At 58.1% G+C, this 24,252-nt stretch carries 22 protein-coding genes; 11 read left to right on the forward strand and 11 right to left on the reverse strand.

Annotated features, from left to right (window positions below; genetic code table 11):
• The 4 genes from MEFOE_RS02305 to MEFOE_RS02320 are packed head-to-tail and all read right to left on the reverse strand — an operon-like array spanning position 1 to position 1,577.
• Entirely contained in the window at positions 1-405 is a 405-nt protein-coding gene (locus MEFOE_RS02305) for a hypothetical protein (protein ID WP_067047698.1), read from the reverse strand.
• Positions 402-788, reverse strand: coding sequence for a hypothetical protein (locus MEFOE_RS02310; protein ID WP_067047700.1), 387 nt, complete (start codon positions 786-788; stop codon positions 402-404). The genes MEFOE_RS02305 and MEFOE_RS02310 overlap by 4 nt, the downstream gene beginning before the upstream one ends.
• On the reverse strand, positions 785-1,180 hold the full coding sequence (locus MEFOE_RS02315; RefSeq protein ID WP_153015843.1) for a hypothetical protein: 396 nt from the start codon (positions 1,178-1,180) through the stop codon (positions 785-787). Before MEFOE_RS02315 ends, MEFOE_RS02310 begins: the two co-directional genes overlap by 4 nt.
• A 10-nt stretch (positions 1,181-1,190) precedes the next feature.
• Positions 1,191-1,577 carry a hypothetical protein gene (locus tag MEFOE_RS02320; RefSeq protein ID WP_067047706.1) on the reverse strand — a complete coding sequence of 129 codons (387 nt, stop codon included), beginning with the start codon at positions 1,575-1,577 and terminating at the stop codon, positions 1,191-1,193.
• A 181-nt stretch (positions 1,578-1,758) separates the two neighbouring features.
• Between MEFOE_RS02320 and MEFOE_RS02325 the strand changes: the two genes are divergently transcribed.
• A complete protein-coding gene (locus MEFOE_RS02325) occupies positions 1,759-2,058 on the forward strand; it encodes a hypothetical protein (RefSeq protein WP_067047708.1) in 300 nt (99 codons plus the stop codon).
• Between the two features lie 15 nt (positions 2,059-2,073).
• Here MEFOE_RS02325 and MEFOE_RS02330 read toward each other — a convergent pair whose 3' ends face one another.
• The 4 genes from MEFOE_RS02330 to MEFOE_RS02345 form a co-directional block, all read right to left on the reverse strand.
• Positions 2,074-4,374, reverse strand: coding sequence for a PAS domain S-box protein (locus MEFOE_RS02330; RefSeq protein WP_083523289.1), 2,301 nt, complete (start codon positions 4,372-4,374; stop codon positions 2,074-2,076).
• A 152-nt stretch (positions 4,375-4,526) separates the two neighbouring features.
• A complete protein-coding gene (locus MEFOE_RS02335; RefSeq protein WP_067047712.1) occupies positions 4,527-6,053 on the reverse strand; it encodes an MFS transporter in 1,527 nt (508 codons plus the stop codon).
• Between the two features lie 337 nt (positions 6,054-6,390).
• Complete coding sequence (locus tag MEFOE_RS02340) at positions 6,391-6,966, reverse strand: DUF2115 domain-containing protein (RefSeq protein WP_067047714.1); 576 nt, start codon at positions 6,964-6,966, stop codon at positions 6,391-6,393.
• A gap of 13 nt (positions 6,967-6,979) precedes the next feature.
• On the reverse strand, positions 6,980-7,648 hold the full coding sequence (locus tag MEFOE_RS02345; RefSeq protein WP_160329474.1) for a glycosyltransferase: 669 nt from the start codon (positions 7,646-7,648) through the stop codon (positions 6,980-6,982).
• Positions 7,649-7,913: 265 nt separating this feature from the next.
• Between MEFOE_RS02345 and MEFOE_RS02350 the strand changes: the two genes are divergently transcribed.
• A complete protein-coding gene (locus MEFOE_RS02350) occupies positions 7,914-9,056 on the forward strand; it encodes a glycosyltransferase family 2 protein (protein WP_067047716.1) in 1,143 nt (380 codons plus the stop codon).
• A 9-nt stretch (positions 9,057-9,065) separates the two neighbouring features.
• On the opposite strand, the gene MEFOE_RS02355 is transcribed toward MEFOE_RS02350, so the two are convergent.
• Entirely contained in the window at positions 9,066-11,594 is a 2,529-nt protein-coding gene (locus tag MEFOE_RS02355) for an oligosaccharyl transferase, archaeosortase A system-associated (protein ID WP_067047719.1), read from the reverse strand.
• Between the two features lie 105 nt (positions 11,595-11,699).
• On the opposite strand from MEFOE_RS02355, the gene MEFOE_RS02360 reads away from it, so the two are divergent.
• The 7 genes from MEFOE_RS02360 (at position 11,700) to MEFOE_RS02390 (ending at position 19,928) form a co-directional block, all read left to right on the forward strand.
• Complete coding sequence (locus MEFOE_RS02360) at positions 11,700-12,851, forward strand: glycosyltransferase family 4 protein (protein ID WP_235809538.1); 1,152 nt, start codon at positions 11,700-11,702, stop codon at positions 12,849-12,851.
• Between the two features lie 35 nt (positions 12,852-12,886).
• A complete protein-coding gene (locus MEFOE_RS02365) occupies positions 12,887-14,116 on the forward strand; it encodes a GDP-mannose 4,6-dehydratase (protein WP_067047721.1) in 1,230 nt (409 codons plus the stop codon).
• Positions 14,113-15,183 (forward strand): glycosyltransferase, encoded by a 1,071-nt coding sequence (locus tag MEFOE_RS02370; protein ID WP_067047722.1) that lies wholly within the window; start codon positions 14,113-14,115, stop codon positions 15,181-15,183. The genes MEFOE_RS02365 and MEFOE_RS02370 overlap by 4 nt, the downstream gene beginning before the upstream one ends.
• On the forward strand, positions 15,173-15,952 hold the full coding sequence (locus tag MEFOE_RS02375) for an ABC transporter permease (protein WP_201785166.1): 780 nt from the start codon (positions 15,173-15,175) through the stop codon (positions 15,950-15,952). Before MEFOE_RS02370 ends, MEFOE_RS02375 begins: the two co-directional genes overlap by 11 nt.
• Complete coding sequence (locus MEFOE_RS02380; RefSeq protein WP_067047727.1) at positions 15,952-17,148, forward strand: ABC transporter ATP-binding protein; 1,197 nt, start codon at positions 15,952-15,954, stop codon at positions 17,146-17,148. The genes MEFOE_RS02375 and MEFOE_RS02380 overlap by 1 nt, the downstream gene beginning before the upstream one ends.
• Before the next feature lie 5 nt (positions 17,149-17,153).
• Entirely contained in the window at positions 17,154-18,695 is a 1,542-nt protein-coding gene (locus tag MEFOE_RS02385) for a methionine biosynthesis protein MetW (RefSeq protein WP_160329475.1), read from the forward strand.
• Between the two features lie 63 nt (positions 18,696-18,758).
• Positions 18,759-19,928 carry a glycosyltransferase family 4 protein gene (locus tag MEFOE_RS02390; RefSeq protein WP_067047731.1) on the forward strand — a complete coding sequence of 390 codons (1,170 nt, stop codon included), beginning with the start codon at positions 18,759-18,761 and terminating at the stop codon, positions 19,926-19,928.
• Between the two features lie 46 nt (positions 19,929-19,974).
• Here the strand turns inward: MEFOE_RS02390 and MEFOE_RS02395 are convergent, their stop codons facing one another.
• On the reverse strand, positions 19,975-21,078 hold the full coding sequence (locus MEFOE_RS02395) for an RNA-guided endonuclease TnpB family protein (RefSeq protein ID WP_067047733.1): 1,104 nt from the start codon (positions 21,076-21,078) through the stop codon (positions 19,975-19,977).
• Positions 21,079-21,168: 90 nt separating this feature from the next.
• On the opposite strand from MEFOE_RS02395, the gene MEFOE_RS02400 reads away from it, so the two are divergent.
• Positions 21,169-22,224: a glycosyltransferase family 4 protein gene (locus MEFOE_RS02400; RefSeq protein ID WP_067047735.1), complete on the forward strand. Its 1,056-nt coding sequence runs from the start codon at positions 21,169-21,171 to the stop codon at positions 22,222-22,224.
• 662 nt (positions 22,225-22,886) lie between these two features.
• Here MEFOE_RS02400 and MEFOE_RS14135 read toward each other — a convergent pair.
• Complete coding sequence (locus tag MEFOE_RS14135; RefSeq protein ID WP_235809539.1) at positions 22,887-23,252, reverse strand: hypothetical protein; 366 nt, start codon at positions 23,250-23,252, stop codon at positions 22,887-22,889.
• Positions 23,253-23,273: 21 nt separating this feature from the next.
• Between MEFOE_RS14135 and MEFOE_RS02405 the strand changes: the two genes are divergently transcribed.
• On the forward strand, positions 23,274-24,164 hold the full coding sequence (locus MEFOE_RS02405) for a glycosyltransferase family 4 protein (RefSeq protein ID WP_201785168.1): 891 nt from the start codon (positions 23,274-23,276) through the stop codon (positions 24,162-24,164).
• Positions 24,165-24,252: the final 88 nt, after the last annotated feature.

Genomic DNA, 24,252 nt, shown 5'->3' on the forward strand with positions numbered 1-24,252 from the left:
CTACGATCTATTCTTTTTTCGGGAGATTCTGAGCACGCCCTTTTCCGTCACCATAAGAACGAAAATGCCGGCGATCACCGCGACAGGGAGGGAGAGGAGGGCATGCAGTTTCGGGTCGCCTGCCATTGCCTCCCTCAGGGCGACGAAGACGACGATTGTCACCGCTCCCGTGACAACCCCCACGTACCATGCCCTCCTGACGATGTCTGCTGGGAACGTCGCCAGATCATCCTGGTACGTCTGTTGCAGTGCCGGGAAAAAGATCCCGATCATGCCGCCGAGGACCAGGACCAGAGCGACCGGGCTCGTCTCGTCGACGACGCCGAGCCAGACCAGGGTGAGACCGAGCCATGCCACAAAGAGGCTGGCGAGAGTGACGATGAAGTCCTTTCGCGTGAGGGTCATTCGGCATCCCCCCGCAGCGAATAATATCCCTGGAAGAGAATGGCAGTTGCCACCATCCAGCATAGGGCGATGTAGAGATTCAGTCCGGGATTAAGCGGGATGAAAGGCGTGATATATGCGAGGACGAGCATCCCTGCAAAGGTGCAATACCAGGAGTACCTGAATCCCAGGCTGGTGATCTTTTCGGTTCTTTCGTCCTGTTCGGGCTCATCGTTTTTTTTCTGATTCATGAACAGCCCTGCCGCCAGAAATCCTGCGCCGGCGACGATGATCATCAGTATGGACGGCCACGACTTCTCGGACCCCTGCCAGGTTCCGAGGATCAGGAGTCCGGCTGCCAGCATGATCCCGCCGAAGAGAATGAGAACGTCAGCTTTTTTCATTCCACGTCACCCTTCCTGAAGAGCCACCACTGGAAGACCTTCGCCGGGATCGTCGTCAACAGGATCGTGGAGAGGATCACGTCCGTCGACGAGAGCGCAAGGATCCCCATGTTCTCCAGCCAGAAGAGGGCGAAGAGGTACACCAGGGTGAGGAACCAGGCGTACGTGATCCCGTAGGCCCCGATCTTCCTCGTCCTTTCGTCCTGCTCCGGCCCCTCCTCCTGCCGCATCGCCCGCGTACCCGCGAAGAGGAGGACGATGATCCCGGAGGTGATGAACATCCCGGCCGTCGTGTCGTTGCTCCCCTCTCCGCGGACCGCCCTGGCGATCCCGAGGATGAGAAAGAGGACGCCGAAGGCGGTCCAGAGGAAATAGCGCGTTCTGTTCTTCATCTCCATCACCTCAGGCATCGGCCCCTCCGGCGAGGTGCCAGGAGAAGAACGTCATCGAGAGGGCCATGACGAGGACCGTCGCGAGAATGGCGCCCCTGATATCGAGGGCGATGAGGTTGAGTTCGTCGACCCAGAAGAGGACGCAGAGGAAGAGGAGGGTGACGAACCACGACCTCGCCGCGGCCTTTGCGCCGATGCTCTCCGTCATCTCGTCAGACTCGATCCCGTCGCCGAAGCGGCGGTGCCTGAGGATGCCGAGAGTGATCATCACCGCCCCGACTGCGACAAGAGCGGAGGCGATGGTTGTGTCAGTGACGGCGCCGGTGATGGGGAGGGCGATGCCTGCCGCCGCCACCACGGCGCCGGCATATATCTGGAGGAGGTATCGTCTTTTCATGCAACGACCTTGTGTGAAATACCACACTTTATGTTAGGTATCCCCTACTTCGCATATAGACTTTGTGAGATATTCCTCACATCGAGGATAATTATCGGTCCCCCCACCGCCACGTTCAGGCGCGGACTTTTCCAGAGTCGAAAAACAACCTTTTTCCGCTGACGCGAACCATCGTCCTGCAATGGCAGAACTAAAACATCTCGGTGTCTTCTCTGTTGCTAAGGTCTCCGGCGTACTCTACCTGATCATCGGGTTGATCGCCGGCCTTTTCGTCGCCCTGCTCTCCCTCCTCAACCTGGCCGCACCCGCCGGTGCCGGCATGGCCACGGCAGGTTTTGAAGGGGTCGCCATCCTGATCATGGCGCTCTTCATCGCCGTCTTCTACGGTGTCATCGGCTTCGTCTTCGGCGGGCTCTTTGCCTGGCTCTACAATCTCACCGCCGGGTGGATCGGCGGGATCGAGATGGAGATCAGGGAGTGATGCCCCTCTCCCCTCTCACCGTCCCCTCCCCTCATCGAAGAGGCCATATTGCCTTTTGAGCACGTCCCTCACCTTGTCAGACTCGATCCATCCCCGGTCGAGTTCGGAGACGATCCTGTCGATCTCGCGCGCGAGTTCGATGATCTTCGGGGACATCGGCGATTCCTCAAGTGCGGCAATTCCGATGATCCCCTGGAGGGGGTTCCTGATCTCGTCGTTCAGGACGGCGAACTGCCCCATGTTCTTTTCGATCTGTTGATAGGCCTCCCGCGCCTCCTCCTCTATTCTCTTCCTCTCGGTGATCTCCCGTGCGATGGAGAGGATGACGTCCTGGCCGTCCTGGGCGAAGAGGTGGAGGTTGACCTCAACGGGAACGGCCCGCCCGTCCCTGCTGAGGTACGTCCCCTCGACCCTGAAGTGTCTGGTGGAGAGGAGGGTCCGGGTTATCTCGCCGACACGTTCCCGTATGTCGGCGTCAACGATGTTCGTGAGGGGAACCCGGAGCAGTTCGTCGTAGGGATACCCGAGCATCGCGACGGCGGCGTCGTTTGCCTCAAGGATCCTGACCTCTCTCTCCGGTGTCGGTATCTCGGTGACGATGATCGCGTCGGTCACGTTTTTGAAGAACTCCCTGTACTTTTCCTCGCTCTTTGCCAGGGTGTATTCTGCCTGTTTCCGTGCGGTGATGTCGACGAGGGTGCCGACCACTGCCGGTTTCCCCTCGTAGAGATGGGACGAGCAGAAGACCTCGACGATGATAGGACACCCATCGTGTGTCTTTCCTGGGAGTTCTGCATGAATAGACGCGTCCGGATCCTTCATCAGGAGGTCCCACTCCCCCCTGCCCTTCAAGGAGAGGAAAGAACTGAGCCTGATATTTTCAACGAGTTCTTCTCCTCTAAAACCGAAGATCTCGCAGAAGCGTGGGTTGACCCGTTTCAGGAGGTCGTCCTGGACAACAAAGACTCCTGCAAGAGATTTCTCGACAGGCTTGCGGTATATCTCCTCTGCTCTCGTCCTCTGGATGGCCGCCCCGATAAGCCGTCCCACTGCAGGGATTGCATCCAGTTCTGCAGGTGACCAGAGATTTTCTTCGGTGCAGTAGTCCATGCCGATGAATCCCCACCATTGCCTCTCCACAAAGATCGGCGCCGCCACAAGGGAGAGGATCCCCTGCGGCTCAAGATATGCACGTTCGATTGCGGGGAAGGTCCGGACAGGCCCGGCGACGACGCCCCCGCCTGAGAGGACCTCCTGCCACCGCGGGGCCTCGGTGCGATACGGCAACCCCTGCAGGGCAGGGTTTTCGATCTCTCGTGACGTCCTCTCTCCTGTCCACTCCTGCCACTGGTTCATCAGAACCTCGCCGGTGACCGGGTCGATTGTGTTCTTGAATATATAGACCCTGCTTGCTCCGGTTGCCTGGCCAAGTCGCCTGAGGACGCCCGGTATCTCGTCTTCCCATGCCGAAGCGCCCAGGAACCTTTCCGCGGCATAGTTGACCGCTTCCAGTATCTGTTCTCTCCTTATCAGTGCCATTTCCGCGGCGTCTCCCCGTGTCCTGCATGCCGGGGCGGGGGACTCTCCCTTGCCGCCTCGCCCTGCAGCACCGCAGCCTGGAATGACGGATATTGTCGGGGTGTGCCCATATGTTTCGACAGATGTCTGGTATTCTGATGTCTCGTTGCCAGGTCCGCGCCCGGCGGGACCGAGGGAGATGATCTCAGCGGTCATCTCCCTGATGGTGCCGTCCATCCCCTTTCCGATGGTTATGAGGACTGAACGTTCTTCCTGTGTGAATTCATGCCTTTCCGTGCTGGCCAGATTGAGCGCCCCGATCACCCGGTCCCCCATGCAAAGGGGGATGCTGGCAAGGGAGGCGAACCCGGATGTTTGGACCTTTTCCGGGCATGTCATGGCACAGTCCGTGGTGAAGATCGGCCTTCCTTCGCTGACTGTGGCAGTATAAACCGGGTTGTCGGTTTCGATCTCTTCGACGTCCCTGAGCCATGTCGCCGGGATGCCGGAACTGCAGACCACCCTGACCGTACTCTCCTCTCCATTGATGAGGGAGACCCATCCCATCGAGAGGTCCAGTGTGCTGAGGGCCGACGTCAGGGCCGACCGAAGAAAGGTGTGCAGGTTCTCTGTCCCGGCTACGGACATGAGAAGGCTTTCCGGGTTCGCACGGTTGGGGCAGTGTCTGTCCGGGTCTTTTTCTTCTCCTCTGTTCTGGTCATGGACCCTTTCGCAGGCGCCGTACGCTGAAGCGGAAGCAGGAGATGTTTGTGGGGATTTTTCCCTCTGGCAGGGCATGTTTTCATCTCGCCCGCGGGAATGGGGTTGCGGGTACACCGTGAATGCTCTTAATTACTATATATAATATTTGATTTTTCAATCGACCGGGGAATGGGAATTATTATATAATTTGCCAACGATGGTCGTGTCTTCCGAACAGGCCCGGAAAATCACTCTTCCGGAACGCCTGAAATCCTGCTCTCCAGATCATATGCTTCTCCCCTCTCTTTTTTCTCCTGTGACGTGAGTATCCTGGCGACAGGCGGCCGTATCATCGTCCGCAGCCCTCCTGCAGTCGAGAGGTTGCGCATCTCCCGCCGCACTTCTGCGAGGAGTTCGTGGATGACGATCCTCTCCTTCACCTCCCCTTCTTCATGGACGGCCGAGAGCCGGTGGAGGGAATACAGTCCGATGACGAAGGCGAAGAAGAAGAAGAAGTCCCAGTGCTGGAAGTCGAGGGTGTTCAGGACGATCGTGCCTGCCGGGTCTGTCCAGGTGAGGGTGAGGGAGGCCTCCCGTGCGGCGAAAAAATCGGCAAAGAGCCCGCCGACGATGGGGGCGATCCCCGCGGCAAGGTAGTTGGTGATGCTCGCGGCGGCGATGTACGAGGTGGCATGACCCTGGGGAGCGAGTTTGAGGCCGATGTAGTTGGTGGAGAGGGTGACCCCTGCCGTCGAGATGCCGGTGAGGATGTGAATGATGATGAGGAGGGGGATGGTGAGGAAGTACGGCTCGGGGAGAGTGGTGAAGGTCCATGCCAGGATCGCGATGATGAAGATCGGGCCGCTGATCTGGAGGACGGACTTATGACTGAGGCGGTCGGCGGTATGCCCCCACACCTTGAACGAGGCGACCGAGGCGACCTGGCTGAGCACGGCGAGGGCGATCACCCACCCGATGTTCATGCCAAGTCTCTGGAGCATATACACGGTGAAGAAGGGGGCGGCGAGGTTGATGGCGAAGTTCCAGGAGCCGAGGAAGGCGAGGAGGTTCCGGAAGTTCCTGTCGGAGGCCGGTTCCTTCAGGATCGTGCGGAGTTTCGGGGCCTCTTCCTCCCGGATCAGGGGTTCGGGCGTCCTGGAGAGGAGGTAGACGCCGACCATCCCGGCGATGTAGCCGCCGAAGAAGAGGACGGAGTAGGCGGTGAGTTCCCCCCCGGCCTCTGTTTTCCAGAAGTCGATGAAGAAAGCGGCGGCCAGGGAAAGGATGATGGCGAGGATGGTGGAGAGGCGCATCCTCCTGGAGAAGAAGTCCCCGATCTCGGTCTGCGGCAGGAGGTCGTGGATCCATGAGTTCCATGCGCAGTGCGAGATCCCGGAGAGGATGGAGTAGCAGCACATCGCCCCGACGAGTGCCCAGATCGCTGCCGACGTCGGGACGACGAAGGGGATGGCGGCGATGACGACCCAGAATGATCGTGCCAGGAAAGAGGCCGTGACCGTGAGGCGCCGGCGGTTCTTGATCCGCGTCACCAGGTAGACCGACGGCATCTGGAAGAGTTCCGCGAGAGGCGGAATGGCGGCGAGAAGCCCGATGATCGTGTTCGATGCCCCGAGCTGGAGGGCGAAGGCGACGAGGAAGATCCCGCCGGTGAGGGTGACCATCGCCTGGGTGACCATCCCCTCCTGCAGGACGAGGCGGAGTCCGCGCCTCCGCTCGTCCATGCTCATGTTCTCGGTCGGGCTCAGATCTGACATTCCCGCACGTTCCCCCTGTATACGTGAAGGGTCTGTACCGCGCTATGAAAGCGTTGTGAAGGGATCAGAATGATTTATATGTGAGGCGGCCTTGATGATGTGCCGCTATTCTTAACAAAATTCTGGATTTCAAGGGATATCTGGCGAAGAAGATAGGTAAGATTCTCCTGGTGGCCAGAAATATGTCTCATTGGCAATATTTTGTGGTCTGAATCGTTGCGAGGCCCGAAGCCAGCATGAAAAACACGGAAACAGGCGTGCTCTGCCATACCTTCCTCATGTCCGGGATCGGCACCCTCGCGGATCTGGACGATTTATCCGACGACCGGTGGGGGTCTCACACCCCCTCCATCTGCTTCGCCGGACAGACATTGCAGATGGAGAAGAGCACCGCCTCCTCCTTCTCCCGGATCGGACAGTAATAGTATTCCCCCTTTTTTTCGACGACAAAGCCGCCGGGGAAGGGTGTGCCGACAGGGTGCCCCGGCCCCCCCTCGACAAACATCGCAAAGCCCGCCATCAGGTAGTAGAAGAGTGTGTGGTGGGGATTTTTCAGGCCGAAGTCCGTATCCCCGTCGTCCAGACATCCCGGGACGATGAGGATGACGAACGCGTCGAAACGGTCCCGCTCCTGTATCGGGCCGTCATCACGTGCAAAAGATCCTGAACGGTGGCCGAGCATCAGGCGGTGGTAGGCGCCGAAGAGTTGCGCCTCGAAGTACGGCCGCACGCGGGACCGGTATGGTTCGGGGAGGCGGTCAACCTCCCTCTTCACCCCCCCGCCGATCTGCTGGAGGTCGAAAAGGGTGTACCTCTCCGCCTCGGCGGCGATCGCCTCCGCAAGGTCGCCGCGGCTCCTGCACCGGGCAAGGCGGTCGGCAGCGGCATTGATGCGGTCGGTGGGGTCGGGCATGGAATTCTCGGGGTCATCCCCACCGGATCTTCATGAGGCTGACAAACATCTTCCACGAATACGACAATCTGAAAGTCGACCCTTCCGAGTGTTTCCAGGTGATCGGATACTCCCTCACCCGATACCCTTTCTGTTCCAGGCGCCACAGGATCTCGAGGTCGGTTTCAAAGCCCCTCCCCTCGAGGTCGTCGATGATATCCATGACCGCCTCCCTCGTGAACACCTTCGCGCCGCATTGCGTGTCCCTGAAGGGAAGGCCGAAGAGGATGCGCACGAAGACGATATTAAATGCCCTGCTTGCGACCCTCCGCACCAGAGGTTGTTTGATGGTGATCTTTGATCCCTTCAGTCTCCGCGAACCGATCAACCCGTCTGCTCCGTCCAGGGCATCGAACATCCCCTTTATCTCGGCGGGTTCGGCCGACTCGTCGGCATCGGCAAAACCAATCTTCTGTCCGTGCGACGCCCTGAAGCCCTCGATGATCGCACCTCCCTTTCCCAGGCGCTCCTGATATCGCAGGAGTCTGGTCATCGGATTCTCCTTCGAGACCTCATCGACGATATCCGCAGTGCGGTCGGCCCCGTCGCAGACGACGATGATCTCGTGCCCGGAAAAAGCCTGAATAAAAGTAGTGAGGACCGACCTGATCCTGGTCTCTTCGTTATATGCGGGTATGATCACTGAATAAAGGTCTTTCTGCCCCATGTATGCCTCAATCCGCCCTGTTTCGATGGTGAACGCGAGGACGATCCTTCCTGTCAGATCATCGGCGTAACCATATATACGGTTTCGTACCGGACGAATTGGCACGGGTTTGAAAAACGGGATATTTTTCAGGGTAACCGACACCTGCCCGTCTTCACATCCCCTTCCGGGCACACCTGTTCCCGGGCATGTCCCCGGCGACACTATATATGTGTTGTATTATTATTGGTCTCGCATACCTATGGGCAGATCTCCTCCAGCGCTTTCTGTGGTCCTTCCGTCCCTGAACGAAGAAGAGACCATCGCCGACTGCATCACAAAGATCAGGCAGGTCTTTGCAGACCTCGGTATCGAGGGGGAGATCATCATCGCCGATTCGTCCCGGGACCGGACCCCCGAGATTGCGGCCTCTCTCGGGGCCATCGTCGTCAGGCCCGAGAAGATGGGCTATGGCAACGCGTATCTTGCCGGTCTCGCACGGGCACGCGGGACGTACGTCGTCATCGGGGACGCCGACAACACCTACGACTTTCTTGAGATCCCGCAACTACTGGTGCCGCTGGATGCCGGGGCCGACATGGTGCTCGGCTCGCGTCTCCGGGGGACGATCCTCCCGGGCGCCATGCCCGCCCTCCACCGCCATGTCGGCAACCCCGTCCTGACCTGGCTCCTGAACCGGGTCTTCCACACCCACATCTCAGACTCCCATACGGGCTTTCGTGCGATCCGGCGGGACGCCCTGGAGTGCCTCCACCTGAAGACCGGGGGGATGGAGTTCGCATCCGAGATGATCATCGAGGCGGCGATCGCCGGACTCCGCATCGAAGAGGTGCCGATCACCTACCACCCCCGCCTCACCCCCTCGAAACTCCAGAGTTTCTCCGACGGCTGGCGGCATGTCAGGTTCATGCTCCTCTACCGGCCCGTGCCGTTCCTCGCGGTCCCGGGCCTCTTCTTCGCCTTTTTCGGCCTCTCGCTGATGCTTCTCTTCCTTGTGCGGGGCGATGTCGAGACCTACCGCTTCCACTCCTTCATCCTTGCGTCCCTGGCCTTCATCGGCGGGCTGGAGGGCATGCTGATGGGGCTCATCATCAGGGTCTTCTCCACTGTCCACGGCTATGGGCGGCAGAGTGCGGCCATATCGAGGCTGCTGAACTACAATATCCTGGAGTGGGGGATCGCCGGCGGCGGTCTCATGATGACGGCCGGCGTCATCGTCGGCCTCGGCATCGTCTACCAGTGGGCCGCCGCGGGCTTCGGTTCCCTCTTCCAGATCGCGAATGCAGTCTGGGCCCTCGCCCTCTTCCTCGCCGGGATCCAGGTTCTCTTTGCGGCTGTCTTCGTCAGCATGATGCTCCTCAAGGCTGATCAAAAAGAGGATTGATAGGGGATTTTACCCGGAGAGGACAGCCTCGTCCGTCGCCGTGAAGGTGGTGTCTGTTCCGGCGATCCTGTACGGCCCCGTCGCCCTGACGCCGCCGTTCTCGCTTTCGGTGGCATACGGCAGGACAAATGTCCCGTTCATGCTCTGCTGCCTGTAGGTGAATGCACGGCCGCTGTTTGTGACAAGGGGCAGCTCGACGACACCCTCTCCTTTCACGACTGCACCCGGCACATGCTCGAAGACCTTGATGCTCGTCGCCACATCTGCCGACGACTCATAGATCAACCGGTAGTGTCCGAGGGCCGGGACCGTGTCGAGGGGCAGGGTCGGGCTGTCGCTGAGCACGACGGCGCCCTGTCCCGCCGGTGCGCTGAGGGTATACACCTCGGCCTTCTCCCTGATCTCGTCCAGCGGCCCGCGGAACACCTGCCTGATCTGGGGGTACCCCCGCGTGGCGAGCGTGATGTTGTCATATGCGATGCAATAGGCGTCTGACGGTTCTGTCATCGACCCGTCCAGTATCTGCAACCTGATCGCCATCGTGTGATAGTAGGGAGCGTCATAGACCCACGCTATCTTCTGTCCTTCTGTCCGGGCGGCGTTCGGCGGCAGGAAACCGCGCGCGTACGGGCGCATCCCTGCTCCGGGATTTATCCAGGACGCGATGGTGGCGAACTTTCCTGTCATGGTCCTGCCGTCGGTGATGATATAGCGCGACCCCGCCACCCCGACCGCGTCCTCGGCCTCGTCCTCGGTCGTCGCCATGAAGAAGGTGGCCGCGCCGCCCGGGCCGATGACATTGTCCTGGAAGGGGTTGGTGTTGGGGATACGCCCCGCAAGATACGTGATCCAGTGGCCGAAGTCCCACCATGCCATGACCCCGTAGGCCTGCTCAGGATACTGGAAGGTCTCCTTCTCATAGACCCCGAGGACGTTCACGCCCGGGTCGGGTGTGTGTGTGCCCAGCCACGTCAGGGTCTCCTGCCACTCGTTCGAGACGATGGCGGTGCTCTCTGCATGGCTCCCGAGGGTGATGTCGTTGCCGGCAGAGGTGACGACGAAGGCGGCGGCAAGGACGATGACCACGATGAATGCCGCCATCTTTCCCGGATGGGTTTTTTTTGCGGGCACTTTCTTTTTTGATCCCTTCTTTAAGGGTTCCGTTCTCTTTTTCCCCCCCCCGAATCCGCGGAGGTAGCCGACCGTCTCCCGCCCGCCGTACTCAACGGCGGCGGCGATGACGAGTGCCGCAAGGAGGGCGGCGACGGCCGAGAGGTAGTACTCGTACCTGATATGCTGGACCGCGGCCACCAGGATGAGGGCCGACCAGACCAGGACGAAGAGGGACTCCGGCCTTGTGCTCTTGAGTGTGCGGTACCCGAGGACCCCGAGGCCGCCGACGAGGAGGATGAGGCCATAGTTCAGGCTCGTCCATGCGAGTGCCGCGTTCCAGGGCTCCATCTCCCTGATGAGCGAGGTCTCGTGGACTGTCCCGAAGAAGGTCGTCAGGTTCTGCCAGAACATCCCGGACAGTACAGGGTTGACGACGCCGAGGAGAACAATCGACCCGATCCCGAGTGCACCGATCGCCGCGGGATACTCCCACGTCTTCCCGGTGAGCACGCGGGAAAGGGCGTACAGGGCCGCGGTCGCCGCGATCAGCATCAGGTAGGCGATGGGGTGGGCGACCGAGTAGGTCGTGAAGGAGAGGACGTTTGTCTTGACCCCGAAGAGCAGCATATACAGGGCCGGGATGCCGAAGGCGACACCGTTGACGAGCAGGAGGTACTCGCCGTGCCGTCCCTCTCCGTGCTCCCGCACGAACTGGAGGACGGTGAATGCCCCGGCAATGAGGGCGAAGAGGACCATCGTGGGGGCGTTCAGCAGGCCGAGGAGATATGCCACGCCTGCCGCCGCCGAGAGAAGGAATGCGTTCCTGAGGACTGCGCTGTCAGGAGACGGGAAGGAGAGCCCTGAGGCGTACCCCAGCGCCGTGATAGAGCAGAGACAGAAGAGCGTGCTGAAGAGCACCTCGCTCACGTGGTGGTCGACGAAACCGAAGACCGAACGGTAGTAGAATGCCAGGGATACGAAGGGGATCAGACCTGCAGCGATGATCCCGGTCTTCCAGGACTCTAACTGCCGCCCGAGGAGGTATATCACCGGCACCATCGCCGCCCCGAGGAGGGGCGGGACCCATGCGGCTACATAGATGAAGTCCGGCCGTGCCGTCGCCCCGGTGAGGACGCACGCGGTTGCGGCGATGAAGGGGAAGAGCGGGCCCCAGCCGATCTCTTTGCCCGTGGGGTAGGCGGTCATCGGGTCGAACCAGGAGTACAGGGGATAATGGGCGGCCATTGCCTCGATCTGCCTGAGCGTGTACCAGGTGTCCGAACCGATGACGACGGTCACGCCGTCCCTGACGAGGTACGCCGCGGGCAGACTTCGTAGCCAGAGTGCGACGAGCATGAAGACGAAAAGGAGGATGATAAGAATCGTCTGTTTCTTGCGGGAACCCCCCCCGATATTCTGGGACATCGCTGGATGATTCTCTCTTTCCTATATAGCAATTCCCTCCCGACCCCCAGCCGTGCGGGATATGTTTTCCTCCCGGCGAATACCTTTTCATCTCCCGGGGCATGCATGGTCCGGAGGGACGTGATCCTTCAGCCCATGAAGATCGCCTATGTCTATGATGCCGTCTACCCGTACGTGATGGGGGGCGTCGAAAAGCGGATCAGGGAGGTCTCCACCCGGCTTGCGGCGCGGGGCCACGAGGTCCACCTCTATGGCATGACGTTCTGGGACGGCCCCGACACGATCGAGGAGGACGGCGTGGTGCTCCACGGCGTCTGTGCGCCTCTGCCGTTCTATGCAGGCGGGAGGAGATCTGTTGCGCAGGCCCTCCGCTTCGGGCAGGCGGTCCTCGGCCCCCTCCGCGCCTCTGGAGCCGATCTCATCGACTGCCAGAACTTTCCGTACTTCTCCTGCATCTCGGCGCGGGCGGCGGCCTCTGCCGGGAAGGTCCCCCTGGTCATCACCTGGCACGAAGTCTGGGGCGAGTACTGGCAGGAGTACCTCGGCCGGAAGGGCGTCGCCGGAAGGGCGGTCGAGAGGTTTGTTGCAACTCTGCCCGACCGCCACATCGCGGTCTCTCCCTCCACGGCGTCGGCCCTCGCAGGCCTCGGGGTCAGGGAGGGGGTCGAGGTCGTCCCGAACGGCATCGACCTCGCCCGCATCGCGGCGGTGCCGCCAGCGGCCGAGAGCACCGATGTCATCTTCGTCGGGAGACTGATCCGGGAGAAGCATGCCGACCTCCTCGTCGAGGCCCTGGCCCGGGTCAGGGAGGAGGTCCCCGACCTCAGGGCCGTTATCGTCGGTGACGGTCCGGAGAGGGCGAGCGTGGAGCGACGGGTGCACGACCTCGGGCTTGGCGGTTCGGTATTCTTCACCGGTTTTCTCCCCGACGACACGTCTGTCATCGCCGCGATGAAGGCCTCGAAGGTCTTTGTCCTCCCCTCGACGCGGGAGGGCTTCGGGATCGCGGCCCTGGAGGCGATGGCCTGCGGCCTCCCTGTGGTGACGGCGGACCACCCCGGCAATGCCGTGCGGGACCTGGTGGAAGAGGGGGTGAACGGTTTTGTCTGTGGCCTCTCGGCCGAAGAGATCGCGGCGCGAGTGCTTTTTATCCTGCAGGGCTGGGTTGATCTTAAAAAAAGCTCGCAGAACGAGGCAGGACGATATGCCTGGGACGCCATAGTGTGTCATCTCGAATCTCTGTATAAAAATATATAGATACACGGTGTGCATGGAGTGCAGGTCGGGGTTCAATGAAGTGGAATGAAAAGAATGTCCTTATCACCGGTATCAGCGGGTTTGCCGGTTCGTATCTTGCACGGCACCTGCTGGACGAGGGTGCGAATGTCTATGGCCTGATCCGCCGGCGGGCAGACGGATCGGTCCCGAAGAATATCGCCGAGAAAGATATAGATGGCGGGATACGTTTTATTGAAGGGAACCTCGAAGATATCTCCGGCCTTGCCACCGCCCTCGATGTGGCCGAGCCCGATGTGGTCTTCCACCTTGGCGCTCAGTCCTATGTCCCGCGTTCGTTCACCCACCCGGTCGAGACGGCGCAGATCAACTCGATCGGCACCAATAACCTTCTCGAAGCCATCCGGAAGAAGGACTGCGACCCGACCATTGTTTTTGCCGGGTCTTCAGAGGAATACGGGCTGGTCTTCAGTTCAAAGGAGCAGTATGCACGGGCACAGGAGACGTACGGTGCGATCTTCCCGCAGCCGACTGTCCTTCCCGAGGTGCCCATCAAGGAGACGAACCCGCTCAGGCCGATGTCGCCCTATGCGGTGAGCAAGGTCTATGGCGACCACCTGATGCGGAACTACTTCTACACCTACGGCACGAAGGCCATCGTCTCCCGTGCCTTCAACCACGAGGGTGCCGGTCGGGGGATCATGTTCGTCACCTCGGTCGTCACGAACCAGGTGGCGAAGCTCGTTGCCGGCGAGATCGATCAGGTCACCATCGGCAATGTGAACGCCTTCAGGGACTGGTCGCATGTCCGCGACGTCATCAACGGTTACTGTCTCCTTGCCGGGAAAGGGAAACCGGGAGAGGTCTACAACCAGGGTTCGATGCGCACGACCTCGGTCCTCTCCTATATCCTCCTCAGCCTTGAGACGGCAGGGATGCCGGTGGACAGGATCGAGACATTCGGGGGCGAGAAGGCCGTGGACAACCCGACCGGAGAGGACACGGCGAAGATGTTTGGCGTCCGCTTTGACAAGACAAATGTCGACCGCATGCTCCTCGAAGGATCGATCGACTATACGCTTGCCGACCAGGGGATCACCGCGGTCTGCGGCGACAGGAAGGTCGGGATCTCCTTTGACGAGACGCGGTTCAGGCCTGCCGAGGTCCCGATCCTGATGGCCGACACCACGAAACTGCAGAAACTCGGCTTTGTCTCGACGTACAGTGTTGGAGATATCGTCAGGGACCAGCTCAACTACTTCATGGACGAGAAGAAGCGGGCATGAAGACTGCCATCTTCCATGACTATTTCGGGGCTATCGGCGGCGGGGAGAAGGTCGTCGTCACTCTTGCAGAGGTGCTCGGTGCCGACATCATCACCACCGACGTCGATGCCGTCGAGAAGATGGACACATCCGTCCCGGTCATCAGCCTGGGGAAGACGATACAATTTCCCCCTTTGAAGCAGATCTCCGCAACACGATCTTTTTCCTCCTGTGATCTCTCGGACGACTATGATTTTTTTATTTTCACCGGGAACTGGAGCCATTACGCGGCGCACTGTCATCACCCGAATCTCTGGTACTGCTATACTCCGGTGCGGGCCTTCTACGACCTGTATGACACTTTCCTCCGGCGTCAGGACCCGGTGACCGGGCAGGCCTTCCGCCTCTGGGCGGGCGTTCACCGGAGGCTGGACCAGCGGTCGGTTCGGCAGGTCGACCGCATCGTCGCGATCTCGGAGACGACCCGTGAAAGGGTCCGTGCCTACCACCAGCGGGAGGCGGATGTCATCTACCCGCCGGTGGACACCGCGAAGTTCTCCTGCAGGGAGTACGGGGACTTCTGGCTCTCGGTGAACCGCCTGTACCCGGAGAAGCGGATCGAACTCCAGATCGAGGCATTCCGCCGGATGCCGGAGGAGAGGCTGATCATTGTCGGCGGGTATGCGGCAGGGGATCACGCTGCCGGATATGCACGGAAGATACAGGACAATCTCCCGCGGAATGTGGAGGTCAGGGGCGAGGTCCCGGAGGCGGACCTGCTCGACCTCTACTCCCGGTGCCGGGGCCTCGTCTGCACCGCGGTGGACGAGGACTTCGGCCTCACCCCTATCGAGGCGATGGCGAGCGGGAAACCTGTCGTCGCCGTGGACGAAGGGGGCTTTCGGGAGACCGTGACCCCGGAGACCGGGGTGCTCGTGGAGGCGGACGTGGAGAGGATCCGCGACGCCGTCCTCGCCGTCTCGAAAGACCCCGAACAGTACGGGGGCGCCTGTCTCAGGCGGGCCGAGGCCTTCGCCCTCCCCCGTTTCGCAGACCAGATCCGTGCCGTGGTGAATGATGGTGTTTAGTCATTTCAAGGAACTCTACGGGCACCGGAACCTCATCTGGACCCTTGCATGGGGAGAGTTCAAGCAGAGGTACAAGAACTCCGTGCTCGGCTACTTCTGGTCCCTTCTTGAGCCCCTGCTGATGCTCATCGTCCTGTACGTGGTCTTCTCGAACCTGATGCGGGTCCAGGTGGAGTACTACCAGCTCTTCCTCCTCCTCGGCATCATCCTCTGGAACTTCCTCTCGCGGGCGACCTCGATGGGCCTCAACGCCATCCTGGGAAAACCGAGCATGGTCCAGAAGATATACTTCCCGCGGGACATCCTGGTGATCTCGTCCTGCATCACGGCCCTCCTGATGAGTATCTTCGAGTCCGTGATCTTCGTCATCTTCATGGCGTACTTCCAGGTCCCGCTCTCGGCAAACCTTGTCTACGTGCCCCTGATCATCGCGCTCCTCTTCCTCCTCTCCATGGGCCTCTCCCTCGCCCTTGCCGCTCTCAACGTCTTTTACCGCGACGTCCAGTTCATCTGGGCGGTGATTCTCCAGGCCGGGTTCTTTGCGACGCCGATCCTCTACCCGATCACCATCTTCGACGAGAGCCTGCAGAAGGTCTTCCTCCTCAACCCCATGGCCCATATCATCACGGCCGCACGGGACACGATCATCTATTCCACCCCCGCGGCACCGGGGTCACTGCTCTATGCAGGGGCTATGGCCGTCATCGCCCTCGGTGTGGGATACCTCATCTTTGCACATTATGAGCCGCGCTTTGCGGAGGAGATGTAATGAGAGTCATCGACGTCGATCATGTAGAGAAGGTCTTTCGCATCCCGCACGAGAAGAGGACGACAGTCTTCGAGGCCCTGACCGGTCTCCTGCGGCCGACACAATACGAGACTTTCCCGGCCTTGAAGGACGTCTCCTTCTCCGTGGAGGAGGGGGAGATGTTCGGGATCATCGGCGAGAACGGGAGCGGGAAGAGCACCCTCCTCAAACTCCTTGCACGGATCATGCGGCCGACGCGGGGGGAGGTCTCGGTCCACAAGAAAGTGACGCCCTTCCTTGAACTCGGCGTCGGTTTCAACCCCGACTTCACCGCAGTGGAGAACATCAGGACCTACGCCACGATCATGGGCCTCTCGAAGCGGGAGATCGAGGGGAGGATCGACGAGATCCTGGACTTTGCAGGGCTCGAACGGTTCCGGGACACCCGGCTCAAGAACTTTTCCTCGGGGATGCAGGTCCGCCTCGCCTTCTCGACCGCTATCCAGACCGATCCCGAGGTCCTTCTGATGGACGAGGTGCTCGCGGTCGGCGACATGGAGTTCCAGCAGAAGTGTCTGGACGTGCTGAACAGGTACAGGAAGGAGGGGGTGACGATCATCTTCGTCTCCCACGATCTCGGGTCTGTCCGCCGGTTCTGCGACCGGACCCTCCTCCTGAACCACGGCGAGCAGGTCGCCCTCGGGGAGACGGACGAGGTGATCGACAGTTATGTCTATGGGCGGACTGAGGAGGGACCTGCAGAGGTGGAAGAGCCTGCACGGGCCGAGGAGTCCGAGGGCCGCCGGGGAAATAAAAAGGTCGAGATCACCGGCGTGACGTTCCTGGACAAGTTCGGCAGGGAGGGCGTGCGTTTCAACTCCTTCGATCCCATGACCATCAGGATCTTCTATGACGCCCACGAGCGGATCCCCGACCCTGTCTTCGGGATCGCGCTCTATTCAGAACAGGGAGCACACATGTACGGGACGAACACCGAACTGAAAAACATCTCTCTCGGGCACCTGGAGGGAAAAGGATATATCGATCTCCAGGTCGAGAAGGTGCCAATGCTTACGGGGAGGTTCCTCCTCACGGTGGCGGTGCACACCCACAACCAGCAGCCCTATGACTGGCATGACCGGGAATATACCTTCGATGTCATCCCGACGGGACGGGATGCCGGGATCGTTGATATCCCCTGTATCTGGCGGAGATGAGAGAGATGGACGAGAATACCTTTGAGATCCACGACGGCGAGATCGACGTCGAGGAGATCATGGAGCAGATCCGTGAGAACGTCAGGCGGCGGAAGGAGGCCGGAATCTATCCCGGAGGTGATGCTCTCCCCGCGGGGGATGTGACAACTGCTGCTGGAGCGACTGATCTCCCATGGGATCGTGCCCGCCTGAACACCACCTCCGATATCCGGAACAGTAGTTACCTCATCAGTTCTCACCGGCCCGTGACGGGAAAATTCCTGGTGAAGGGGCGGGAACTCGTCCACGGCGAGGTGCGGCGGTACGTGGACCCGGTCTTCTGGAGGCAGAGCGAGTTCAATGGGAGTGCCGTCCGGGTCTTCAATGACATGGATGCGCGGCTTGCAGATCTGGAATCCCGGTTGCACCCTGATGGTGCATTTGTCAGTACGGTACGGGATGGTGTCACCCGGCAGGTCCTCGGCTTCCTCACCCGGATCAGGGCCGAGGTCAGGGGGGATGTCGGCGGCCAGATCCAGCAGACCGAGGTCGAACTCAGGGACGAGATCTCCTCTGTCCAGAGGCAGACCGGGGCAGAGGTGCGTGATATCATCGCGGGCATGAAGAGCGACTTCAAGGCGATCATGCAGGAGTGTCTGCGACGTGAGGATGAGGAGATACGGTCCGAGATCTCTTCTGTCACCGATGCCGTCGCCCGGACAAAGATCGAGGTGGAATCCCTTGTCGAAGAGAAAGTCAGGGAGAGACTTGCCGGGATGGATGCCGAGATCAGGGACAGGGCCGGACTTGCCCGCGTCCTGGAGCAGAGGATCACCCGTGCCTCCCGGGAAGGTGCGGGCATTGCCGGGGCCTCTGAAGACGCTGGTGAGACCGGCCTGAACTACTTCGTCTTCGAGGAACGTTTCCGGGGCTCACGGCAGGATATCAAGGCGCGGCAGGAGGCCTTCCTCCCCTATTTCGAGGACTGCAGGAATGTTCTCGACATCGGCTGCGGCCGTGGTGAATTCCTCGAACTGGCACAGGAGCGGGGGGTCGACGCCCGGGGCGTCGATATCGATGATACGATGGTGGAGTTCTGCAGGTCGAAGGGTCTGGCCGTCGAGAAGGTGGATGCAGTCTCGTATCTGGAGACCCTCGAAGACCGGAGCCTCGACGGCATCTTTATCGACCAGGTCGTCGAGCATCTCGAACCTGCCTACCTTGTCCGTCTCCTTGACCTCTGCTATCGAAAACTCCAGTACGGCTATTACCTCGTTGCCGAGACGGTGAACCCTCTCTCGTTCGTTTCGCTGGCCAACTTCTATATTGACATCAGTCATGTGCGGCCGGTTCATCCCGAGACCCTGAAGTTTCTCTTCGAGGTTGCCGGTTTCAGGGAGGTCGAGGCACGGTTCTCCTCACCGGTGCCCGAGGAGGGGAGGCTGCAGCGTTTGTCTCCACCAGAGGGGATTTCGACGGCGTTCGTCGAGTCGTATAACCGGAATATCGACCTGCTGAACGGGATCCTGTACGGGGCCCAGGACTACGCGGTGGTAGGAAAGAAATGATGTGGAAACACCCTTCCCTCTGGTAAATGGGCCCGGGTTCTGACATCCGGGTGTTCTGGAACCATGAAAGTTGCATTTGTTATTCCCTGGTATGGGGACATTCCCGGGGGAGCAGAAGCGGCATGCAGGGATACTGCATTGCATCTGGCACGCGCCGGCATTGAGGTCGATGTTCTCACGACCTGTGTGAAGGAGTTCTTGAGCGACTGGAATACCAATTACTACAGGGAGGGGGTATACCACGAAGACGGGATTGTTGTCAGGCGTTTCCCTGTCCGAAAAAGGGACACAAAACGGTTTGATGCGGTAAATTTCAAACTTATCAATAATCGGATAGTGACCCCTGCGGAGGAAGGCGTGTTTCTTCGCGAGATGATCCACAGTGAAAAATTATATTCGTATGTCGCTGAAAACGGTGAGAACTACGATTTCCTCCTCTTTATTCCCTATATGTTCGGGACAACTGTTTCCGGATCTCAGATCCACCCTGAAAAATCGATTTTAATTCCCTGCCTTCACGACGAGAGTTATGCGCACATGGGCATATACCGTTCCATGTTCAGGAATGTTGGGCGAATTATTTATCTTTCCGAGCAGGAGAGACGGATTGCACATCAGATCTATGAAATAACCGGAAAGGAATACACCCTCGGTACAGGTGTCGATACCGGCATAGAATCGGATCCGCAAAGGTTCCGGGATACGTACGGTATTAAAGACCCATTTATTCTCTATGCCGGGCGGCGGGACGCCGGGAAGAACGTGGATCAACTGATCTCATTCTTCTGCGACTATAAAGAGAGGCATGGCACCGGTCTTAAACTGATACTTATTGGCAAAGGTGTTAGCCCGGTTCCGATCGAACACCGGAAAGATATCATCGATCTCGGCTTTGTTCCCGTTCAGGACAAATATGATGCGTATGGGGCCGCGACTCTCTTCTGTCTGCCTTCGCTTAACGAGAGTTTTTCTCTTGTGATCATGGAAGCCTGGCTCTGTATGGCTCCTGTACTTGTTCATGGAAGATGCACGGTGACACGAAGTCATTGCATTCGAAGCAATGGTGGTCTGTATTATAATGACTATGATGAATTTGAGGCATGTCTCTCATTTATTCTTCAAAATCCGCACATTTCAGACCTGATGGCCCAGAATGGAAAAAAATACGTGATTGAAAATTATGGCTGGAACACGGTCGTGTCTGAATACATACGGTTGTTTTATGAGAGATAATGTCAACCGCTCCGCGCCTGTTTGGCCAGGGCTTGTACCTGCACTCTTACGAATGCGCTACATTCGGCTGGTTGACAGACAGCCTGCTCAGGCAAGATATACCCACCTGAGCAATGTTTCGAGCAGCATTGAGGTCAGCATGGAGTTGAAACCCGCATTTCCGGCACCGGAACGACGAGCCATCCCGATTTCTTTTGCAGGCATGCCCACACACCGAGCACTTCTGCGAGGTGTACCGGGCATCGACAAGGACAACCTGCTTTCCCAGAGCCTCGGCCTTGTACCGGAGGAACTGTTCGAGTTCGTAGAACGACCAGGTGTTCAGTTTTCGGTTGAACCCCGTGCCTCTCCTCTTCTGGACCCGGATCTTCGAGAGGTCTTCCAGTGCGAAGACCGTGTACTCAGAGTTCACAATCTGCTTCGAGATGCAATGATTTGTATCAGTCACAAACCGTCTTTCCCGTCCGGCCATCCTGCGGAGTTTCCGCTGTGCCGACCGGGTGCCTCCGGACTGCAACTCCTGACGGAGACGGGCGTACTTCGACCGAACGCACTTCACCTGCCGAGAGTTGAAAAAAGTGTTGTCAGAACAAACAGCAACATTCACGATCCCCCGGTCGATCCCGAGCACCTCGACCCGCTGTACCGGCTCTACATTCAGATGCTCCATCGAGATGTGGAGGTAAAACACCTTCTTCCTCCTATCATAGGAGAGCGTCGAAGAGGTGACAGTCCAGGAGAGGTAATTACGATGATACCCGGAGATTGGGACCGTCGCCTTGATCCGTCCTCGCACCGATGCGATGGTCGCAAGACCATGCACCAGATTCACCGTGATGACCCGCTGGTTGTACCGCATAGCGGCGAGCGGCTTTCGTTCTGGTATGGTCTTGCACCTGGTGGCTTTCAGTGCCTCACACGCGCAGTCTCGCGCACCCTGCACCAGAGAGGACGGGAGATCAGGAACAGACTCACGAACACCCTTGTAGGTCGCCTTGTGGTTCTCCACCTTGTTCCACGTATGGTTCTCGAACCCCCACTGTGCGGAGACAGAGAACGCGGTGGAATAGGCTCTCATCGTATCGAGGAGAGCAGAGGAGCCGCCATCGGGCAACTGAAGTTTGAACGTGCTCGTCCTGATCACATGCATATGGGGACCATGGTAGCACAAAACGATATCGGAGGTGAAAAGGGCAATACCTCGCCGCACCTGTTGGCCGGGGTCTCCCTGCCCATTTAGATGAAGATCCACCAGATTTTACCTTCATTTTCTCCCGGGGACGCGATCGGGAATGAAGTGCTGCTGATGCGTGACCTCCTGCGGAGCTGGGGCTATGAGTCTGAGATTTTTGCTCAGAATATTTCCCCGGCCATGCGGGCCCGCCCCTATCGGGAGTATGAATGGGAATCATCTCCTGACAATCTTCTGATATATCATTTTTCGATCGGTTCCGAGGTTTCCGATTTTGTCCGGGGTCTTCCCGATAAAAAAGTACTGATATACCATAATATCACGCCCTCGCATTTTTTCTGCGGTATAAACGACACCCTCGTCTTTCTGCTGGAAAAGGGACGTGAAGAACTTAAATCGCTCTCCGGGGACTTTGATCTCGCCGTAGCCGATTCCGAATATAATCGGATCGAGTTAGAGCGGGCAGGATATCATAATACCGGCGTATTGCCACTCATAATCGATTTTTCAAAGTACGGGGCCTGTAATCAGGATATTATTGATGCATTTTCCGATGATTGGACGAATATACTTTTTGTAGGGCGTATATCTCCAAACAAAAAACATGATGATCTTCTCCGTATTTTTTATTATTACAAGCGTATCAACCCGAAGGCACGGCTGCTCCTGCCGGGGGGGTATGACGGATGTGAGCCTTATCTTCGGCAACTTCAGGATCTGGCCCGGAGATTGGGGCTATCTGATATATACTTTCCCGGAAAGGTGCCTTTCAGAGATCTTGTCTCGTATTACATGGCCTCCGATATTTTCCTGTGTATGAGCGAGCACGAAGGATTCAACGTCCCGCTGGTGGAAAGCATGTTCTTTGGCCTGCCAATTATTGCCTATCTGTCTTCTGCAATCCCGTACACCCTGGGGGACGCCGGGGTCCTTGTTCGGTCCAAAAATTATATGGAAATCGCAGAATTGATGAATATCATCCTGGAGGATCCCGGTCTTCGAAATCGGCTGATCGCTCACCAGAGAGAACGTTTAAAAGAATTTGAGTATGAGAAGGTGGCGGCGCAGTTCTATGCCATAGTTAAGGGGTTTGAACCGGAATGACCGCCCTCTCCATATTTCTGAGTGTATGCCCTGTCGGGACATCGAACGTGACTGGAGGGGCATGATCGTGAAGCAGGGTTGTTCAAATCGTGGGTCCTGAGATGGGCCGGATTATTTGTGCCGGAGAATATTGTGGGACGAGCATATCCCCAAACCGGTCAGACTCCTCAACCACGCCGATGACATGGCTCGTATTCAGTTCTGAACAATTTGGCTGTGGGGGTTTTTTTGGCTCTGGAGAAATCCTCCTCCATAGGTTGATGGTGCGTGCTTGATCCTCTGCCGTCCCGTTCACCCGGGGACTGACGCCCCCTGACCCCCGAAACAGGATAGGGTCGGAGAAGAGAGAGATCCTGATGAAGGAGATTGCCCTCCACCCCCTATCGCAATGATGGGGGTCGGGGGGTGAAACCCCCCGGACAAGACGCCAGAACAGGATTTTTCAGAACCGAATGTGCGTCCTTTCATCGGCGTGCATGAAGGTTCGGATCCGTTCTGGGATGACCTCAGTGAGAGGACGATCACGTGTTCTGGGATGACCTCGACAACTGATATAATCAGGGAAGGAAATTAGAAGCGGCACTCTGTCAGGTTAGACCGGAAGACTGCATGGGGGGGATCGGATAAATGGTGTTGCGTTCGTGTCGAAGGATGATGCAACGTCACTCTTCGGTCGGCATGGCATTTGCCCGGCAGTACATTCCGAGAAATGGAGACCTGAAGAATCCCGGCGTTGCAATCGGTGTGATGTGAAGGTATCTTAAATGCGCCTGTGTTTCATAGTTCAGCGTTATGGTCGTGAGGTTAATGGAGGGGCGGAGTCTCTCTGCCGTGAAGTAGCAGAGCACCTGGCGAAGTATGTCGCTGTTGATGTGGTCACGACCTGTGCCGTAGATTATGTTACATGGAAGAATGAATGCGCTCCCGGCGTAAAAACTCAGAATGGCGTCACTGTCAGGCGTTTCCCGGTTGATCACGAGCGCGATATCGTCAGGTTCAACACGTTCTCCGAAGGGGTTTTCTGTCATCCCCATTCGTATGAAGACGAGATGGAATGGATGAAACTGCAAGGGCCATATTCCGGCCCTCTGCTGGAGTTTCTATCGGAAAATCGAACCAATTATGATGCCTTCATATTTTTTACCTATCTCTACTGCACCACCTTTTTTGGTCTGCCTCTGGTTGGTGACAGGGCTCTGCTGGTCCCGGCCGCACATGATGAACTCCCTATTTATCTGTCCATTTTTGAAGGTCTCTTCCATGCGCCCCGTATGATCCTTTACAACACCGAGGAAGAGCAACAGTTTGTTACATCAAAATTTCATACCGGTGCAATCCCATCTGATATTATAGGGACAGGCATCGATGTTCCTGAGGGTATCGATCCCTCTGCTTTCGAGCAAAAATATGGAGTACGCAATTTCATCATCTATGTGGGGCGAATAGATGAATCAAAGGGTTGTAAAGAACTATTCGATTACTTTATTCGATACAAATCGGAAACTGACTCCCCGATAAAACTCGTTTTGATGGGCAAAGCAGTGATGGATGTTCCAGAAAACCCTGATATCGTACCCCTGGGTTTTGTTTCGGATCAGGATAAATATGGCGGCATTCTGGCCTCCGAATTGCTCGTCATGCCGTCACCGTTCGAAAGTCTCTCTATAGTGTTGCTTGAGGCATGGCACTGTACCCGGCCCGTTCTGGCGAATGGAAACTGTGCGGTGCTGAAGGGCCAGTGCTCCCGGAGCAACGCCGGTCTGTGGTACAGGAATTACGATGAATTCAAGGAATGCCTGGATCTTCTTCTTCGACACAAAGAATTGAGAGATCTGATGGGAAAGCAGGGTAAAAAATTTGTGGAGGCGAATTATAACTGGGAGATCGTTGAGAAAAAATATTTGCAAAGCATCGGGAAATTTATTGCAAGCAGGAGATAGGCATCGTTTCTGTTGTGCCCGTCTTCTTTCATGAATGGTGTTTGACAGAACTATCCCCTACTCTACGTTCCTGCCTGTCAAAATATAT

It is taken from the genome of Methanofollis ethanolicus (assembly GCF_001571385.1).
In the GTDB taxonomy this organism is placed as follows: Archaea; Halobacteriota; Methanomicrobia; order Methanomicrobiales; family Methanofollaceae; genus Methanofollis; species Methanofollis ethanolicus.

What these genes read in the sequence shown, in the direction of transcription:
- MEFOE_RS02310 (WP_067047700.1), bottom strand. Translation starts at nt 788, where the DNA reads ATGAAAAAAGCTGACGTTCTCATTCTCTTCGGCGGGATCATGCTGGCA.
- MEFOE_RS02305 (WP_067047698.1), bottom strand. Translation starts at nt 405, where the DNA reads ATGACCCTCACGCGAAAGGACTTCATCGTCACTCTCGCCAGCCTCTTT.
- MEFOE_RS02365 (WP_067047721.1), top strand. Translation starts at nt 12,887, where the DNA reads ATGAAGTGGAATGAAAAGAATGTCCTTATCACCGGTATCAGCGGGTTT.
- MEFOE_RS02380 (WP_067047727.1), top strand. Translation starts at nt 15,952, where the DNA reads ATGAGAGTCATCGACGTCGATCATGTAGAGAAGGTCTTTCGCATCCCG.
- MEFOE_RS02370 (WP_067047722.1), top strand. Translation starts at nt 14,113, where the DNA reads ATGAAGACTGCCATCTTCCATGACTATTTCGGGGCTATCGGCGGCGGG.
- MEFOE_RS02375 (WP_201785166.1), top strand. Translation starts at nt 15,173, where the DNA reads ATGGTGTTTAGTCATTTCAAGGAACTCTACGGGCACCGGAACCTCATC.
- MEFOE_RS02335 (WP_067047712.1), bottom strand. Translation starts at nt 6,053, where the DNA reads ATGTCAGATCTGAGCCCGACCGAGAACATGAGCATGGACGAGCGGAGG.
- MEFOE_RS02320 (WP_067047706.1), bottom strand. Translation starts at nt 1,577, where the DNA reads ATGAAAAGACGATACCTCCTCCAGATATATGCCGGCGCCGTGGTGGCG.
- MEFOE_RS02360 (WP_235809538.1), top strand. Translation starts at nt 11,700, where the DNA reads ATGGTCCGGAGGGACGTGATCCTTCAGCCCATGAAGATCGCCTATGTC.
- MEFOE_RS14135 (WP_235809539.1), bottom strand. Translation starts at nt 23,252, where the DNA reads ATGACAGAAAACCCCTTCGGAGAACGTGTTGAACCTGACGATATCGCG.
- MEFOE_RS02395 (WP_067047733.1), bottom strand. Translation starts at nt 21,078, where the DNA reads ATGCATGTGATCAGGACGAGCACGTTCAAACTTCAGTTGCCCGATGGC.
- MEFOE_RS02385 (WP_160329475.1), top strand. Translation starts at nt 17,154, where the DNA reads ATGGACGAGAATACCTTTGAGATCCACGACGGCGAGATCGACGTCGAG.
- MEFOE_RS02350 (WP_067047716.1), top strand. Translation starts at nt 7,914, where the DNA reads ATGGGCAGATCTCCTCCAGCGCTTTCTGTGGTCCTTCCGTCCCTGAAC.
- MEFOE_RS02315 (WP_153015843.1), bottom strand. Translation starts at nt 1,180, where the DNA reads ATGAAGAACAGAACGCGCTATTTCCTCTGGACCGCCTTCGGCGTCCTC.
- MEFOE_RS02400 (WP_067047735.1), top strand. Translation starts at nt 21,169, where the DNA reads ATGAAGATCCACCAGATTTTACCTTCATTTTCTCCCGGGGACGCGATC.
- MEFOE_RS02390 (WP_067047731.1), top strand. Translation starts at nt 18,759, where the DNA reads ATGAAAGTTGCATTTGTTATTCCCTGGTATGGGGACATTCCCGGGGGA.
- MEFOE_RS02330 (WP_083523289.1), bottom strand. Translation starts at nt 4,374, where the DNA reads ATGCCCTGCCAGAGGGAAAAATCCCCACAAACATCTCCTGCTTCCGCT.
- MEFOE_RS02325 (WP_067047708.1), top strand. Translation starts at nt 1,759, where the DNA reads ATGGCAGAACTAAAACATCTCGGTGTCTTCTCTGTTGCTAAGGTCTCC.
- MEFOE_RS02355 (WP_067047719.1), bottom strand. Translation starts at nt 11,594, where the DNA reads ATGTCCCAGAATATCGGGGGGGGTTCCCGCAAGAAACAGACGATTCTT.
- MEFOE_RS02340 (WP_067047714.1), bottom strand. Translation starts at nt 6,966, where the DNA reads ATGCCCGACCCCACCGACCGCATCAATGCCGCTGCCGACCGCCTTGCC.
- MEFOE_RS02405 (WP_201785168.1), top strand. Translation starts at nt 23,274, where the DNA reads ATGGAATGGATGAAACTGCAAGGGCCATATTCCGGCCCTCTGCTGGAG.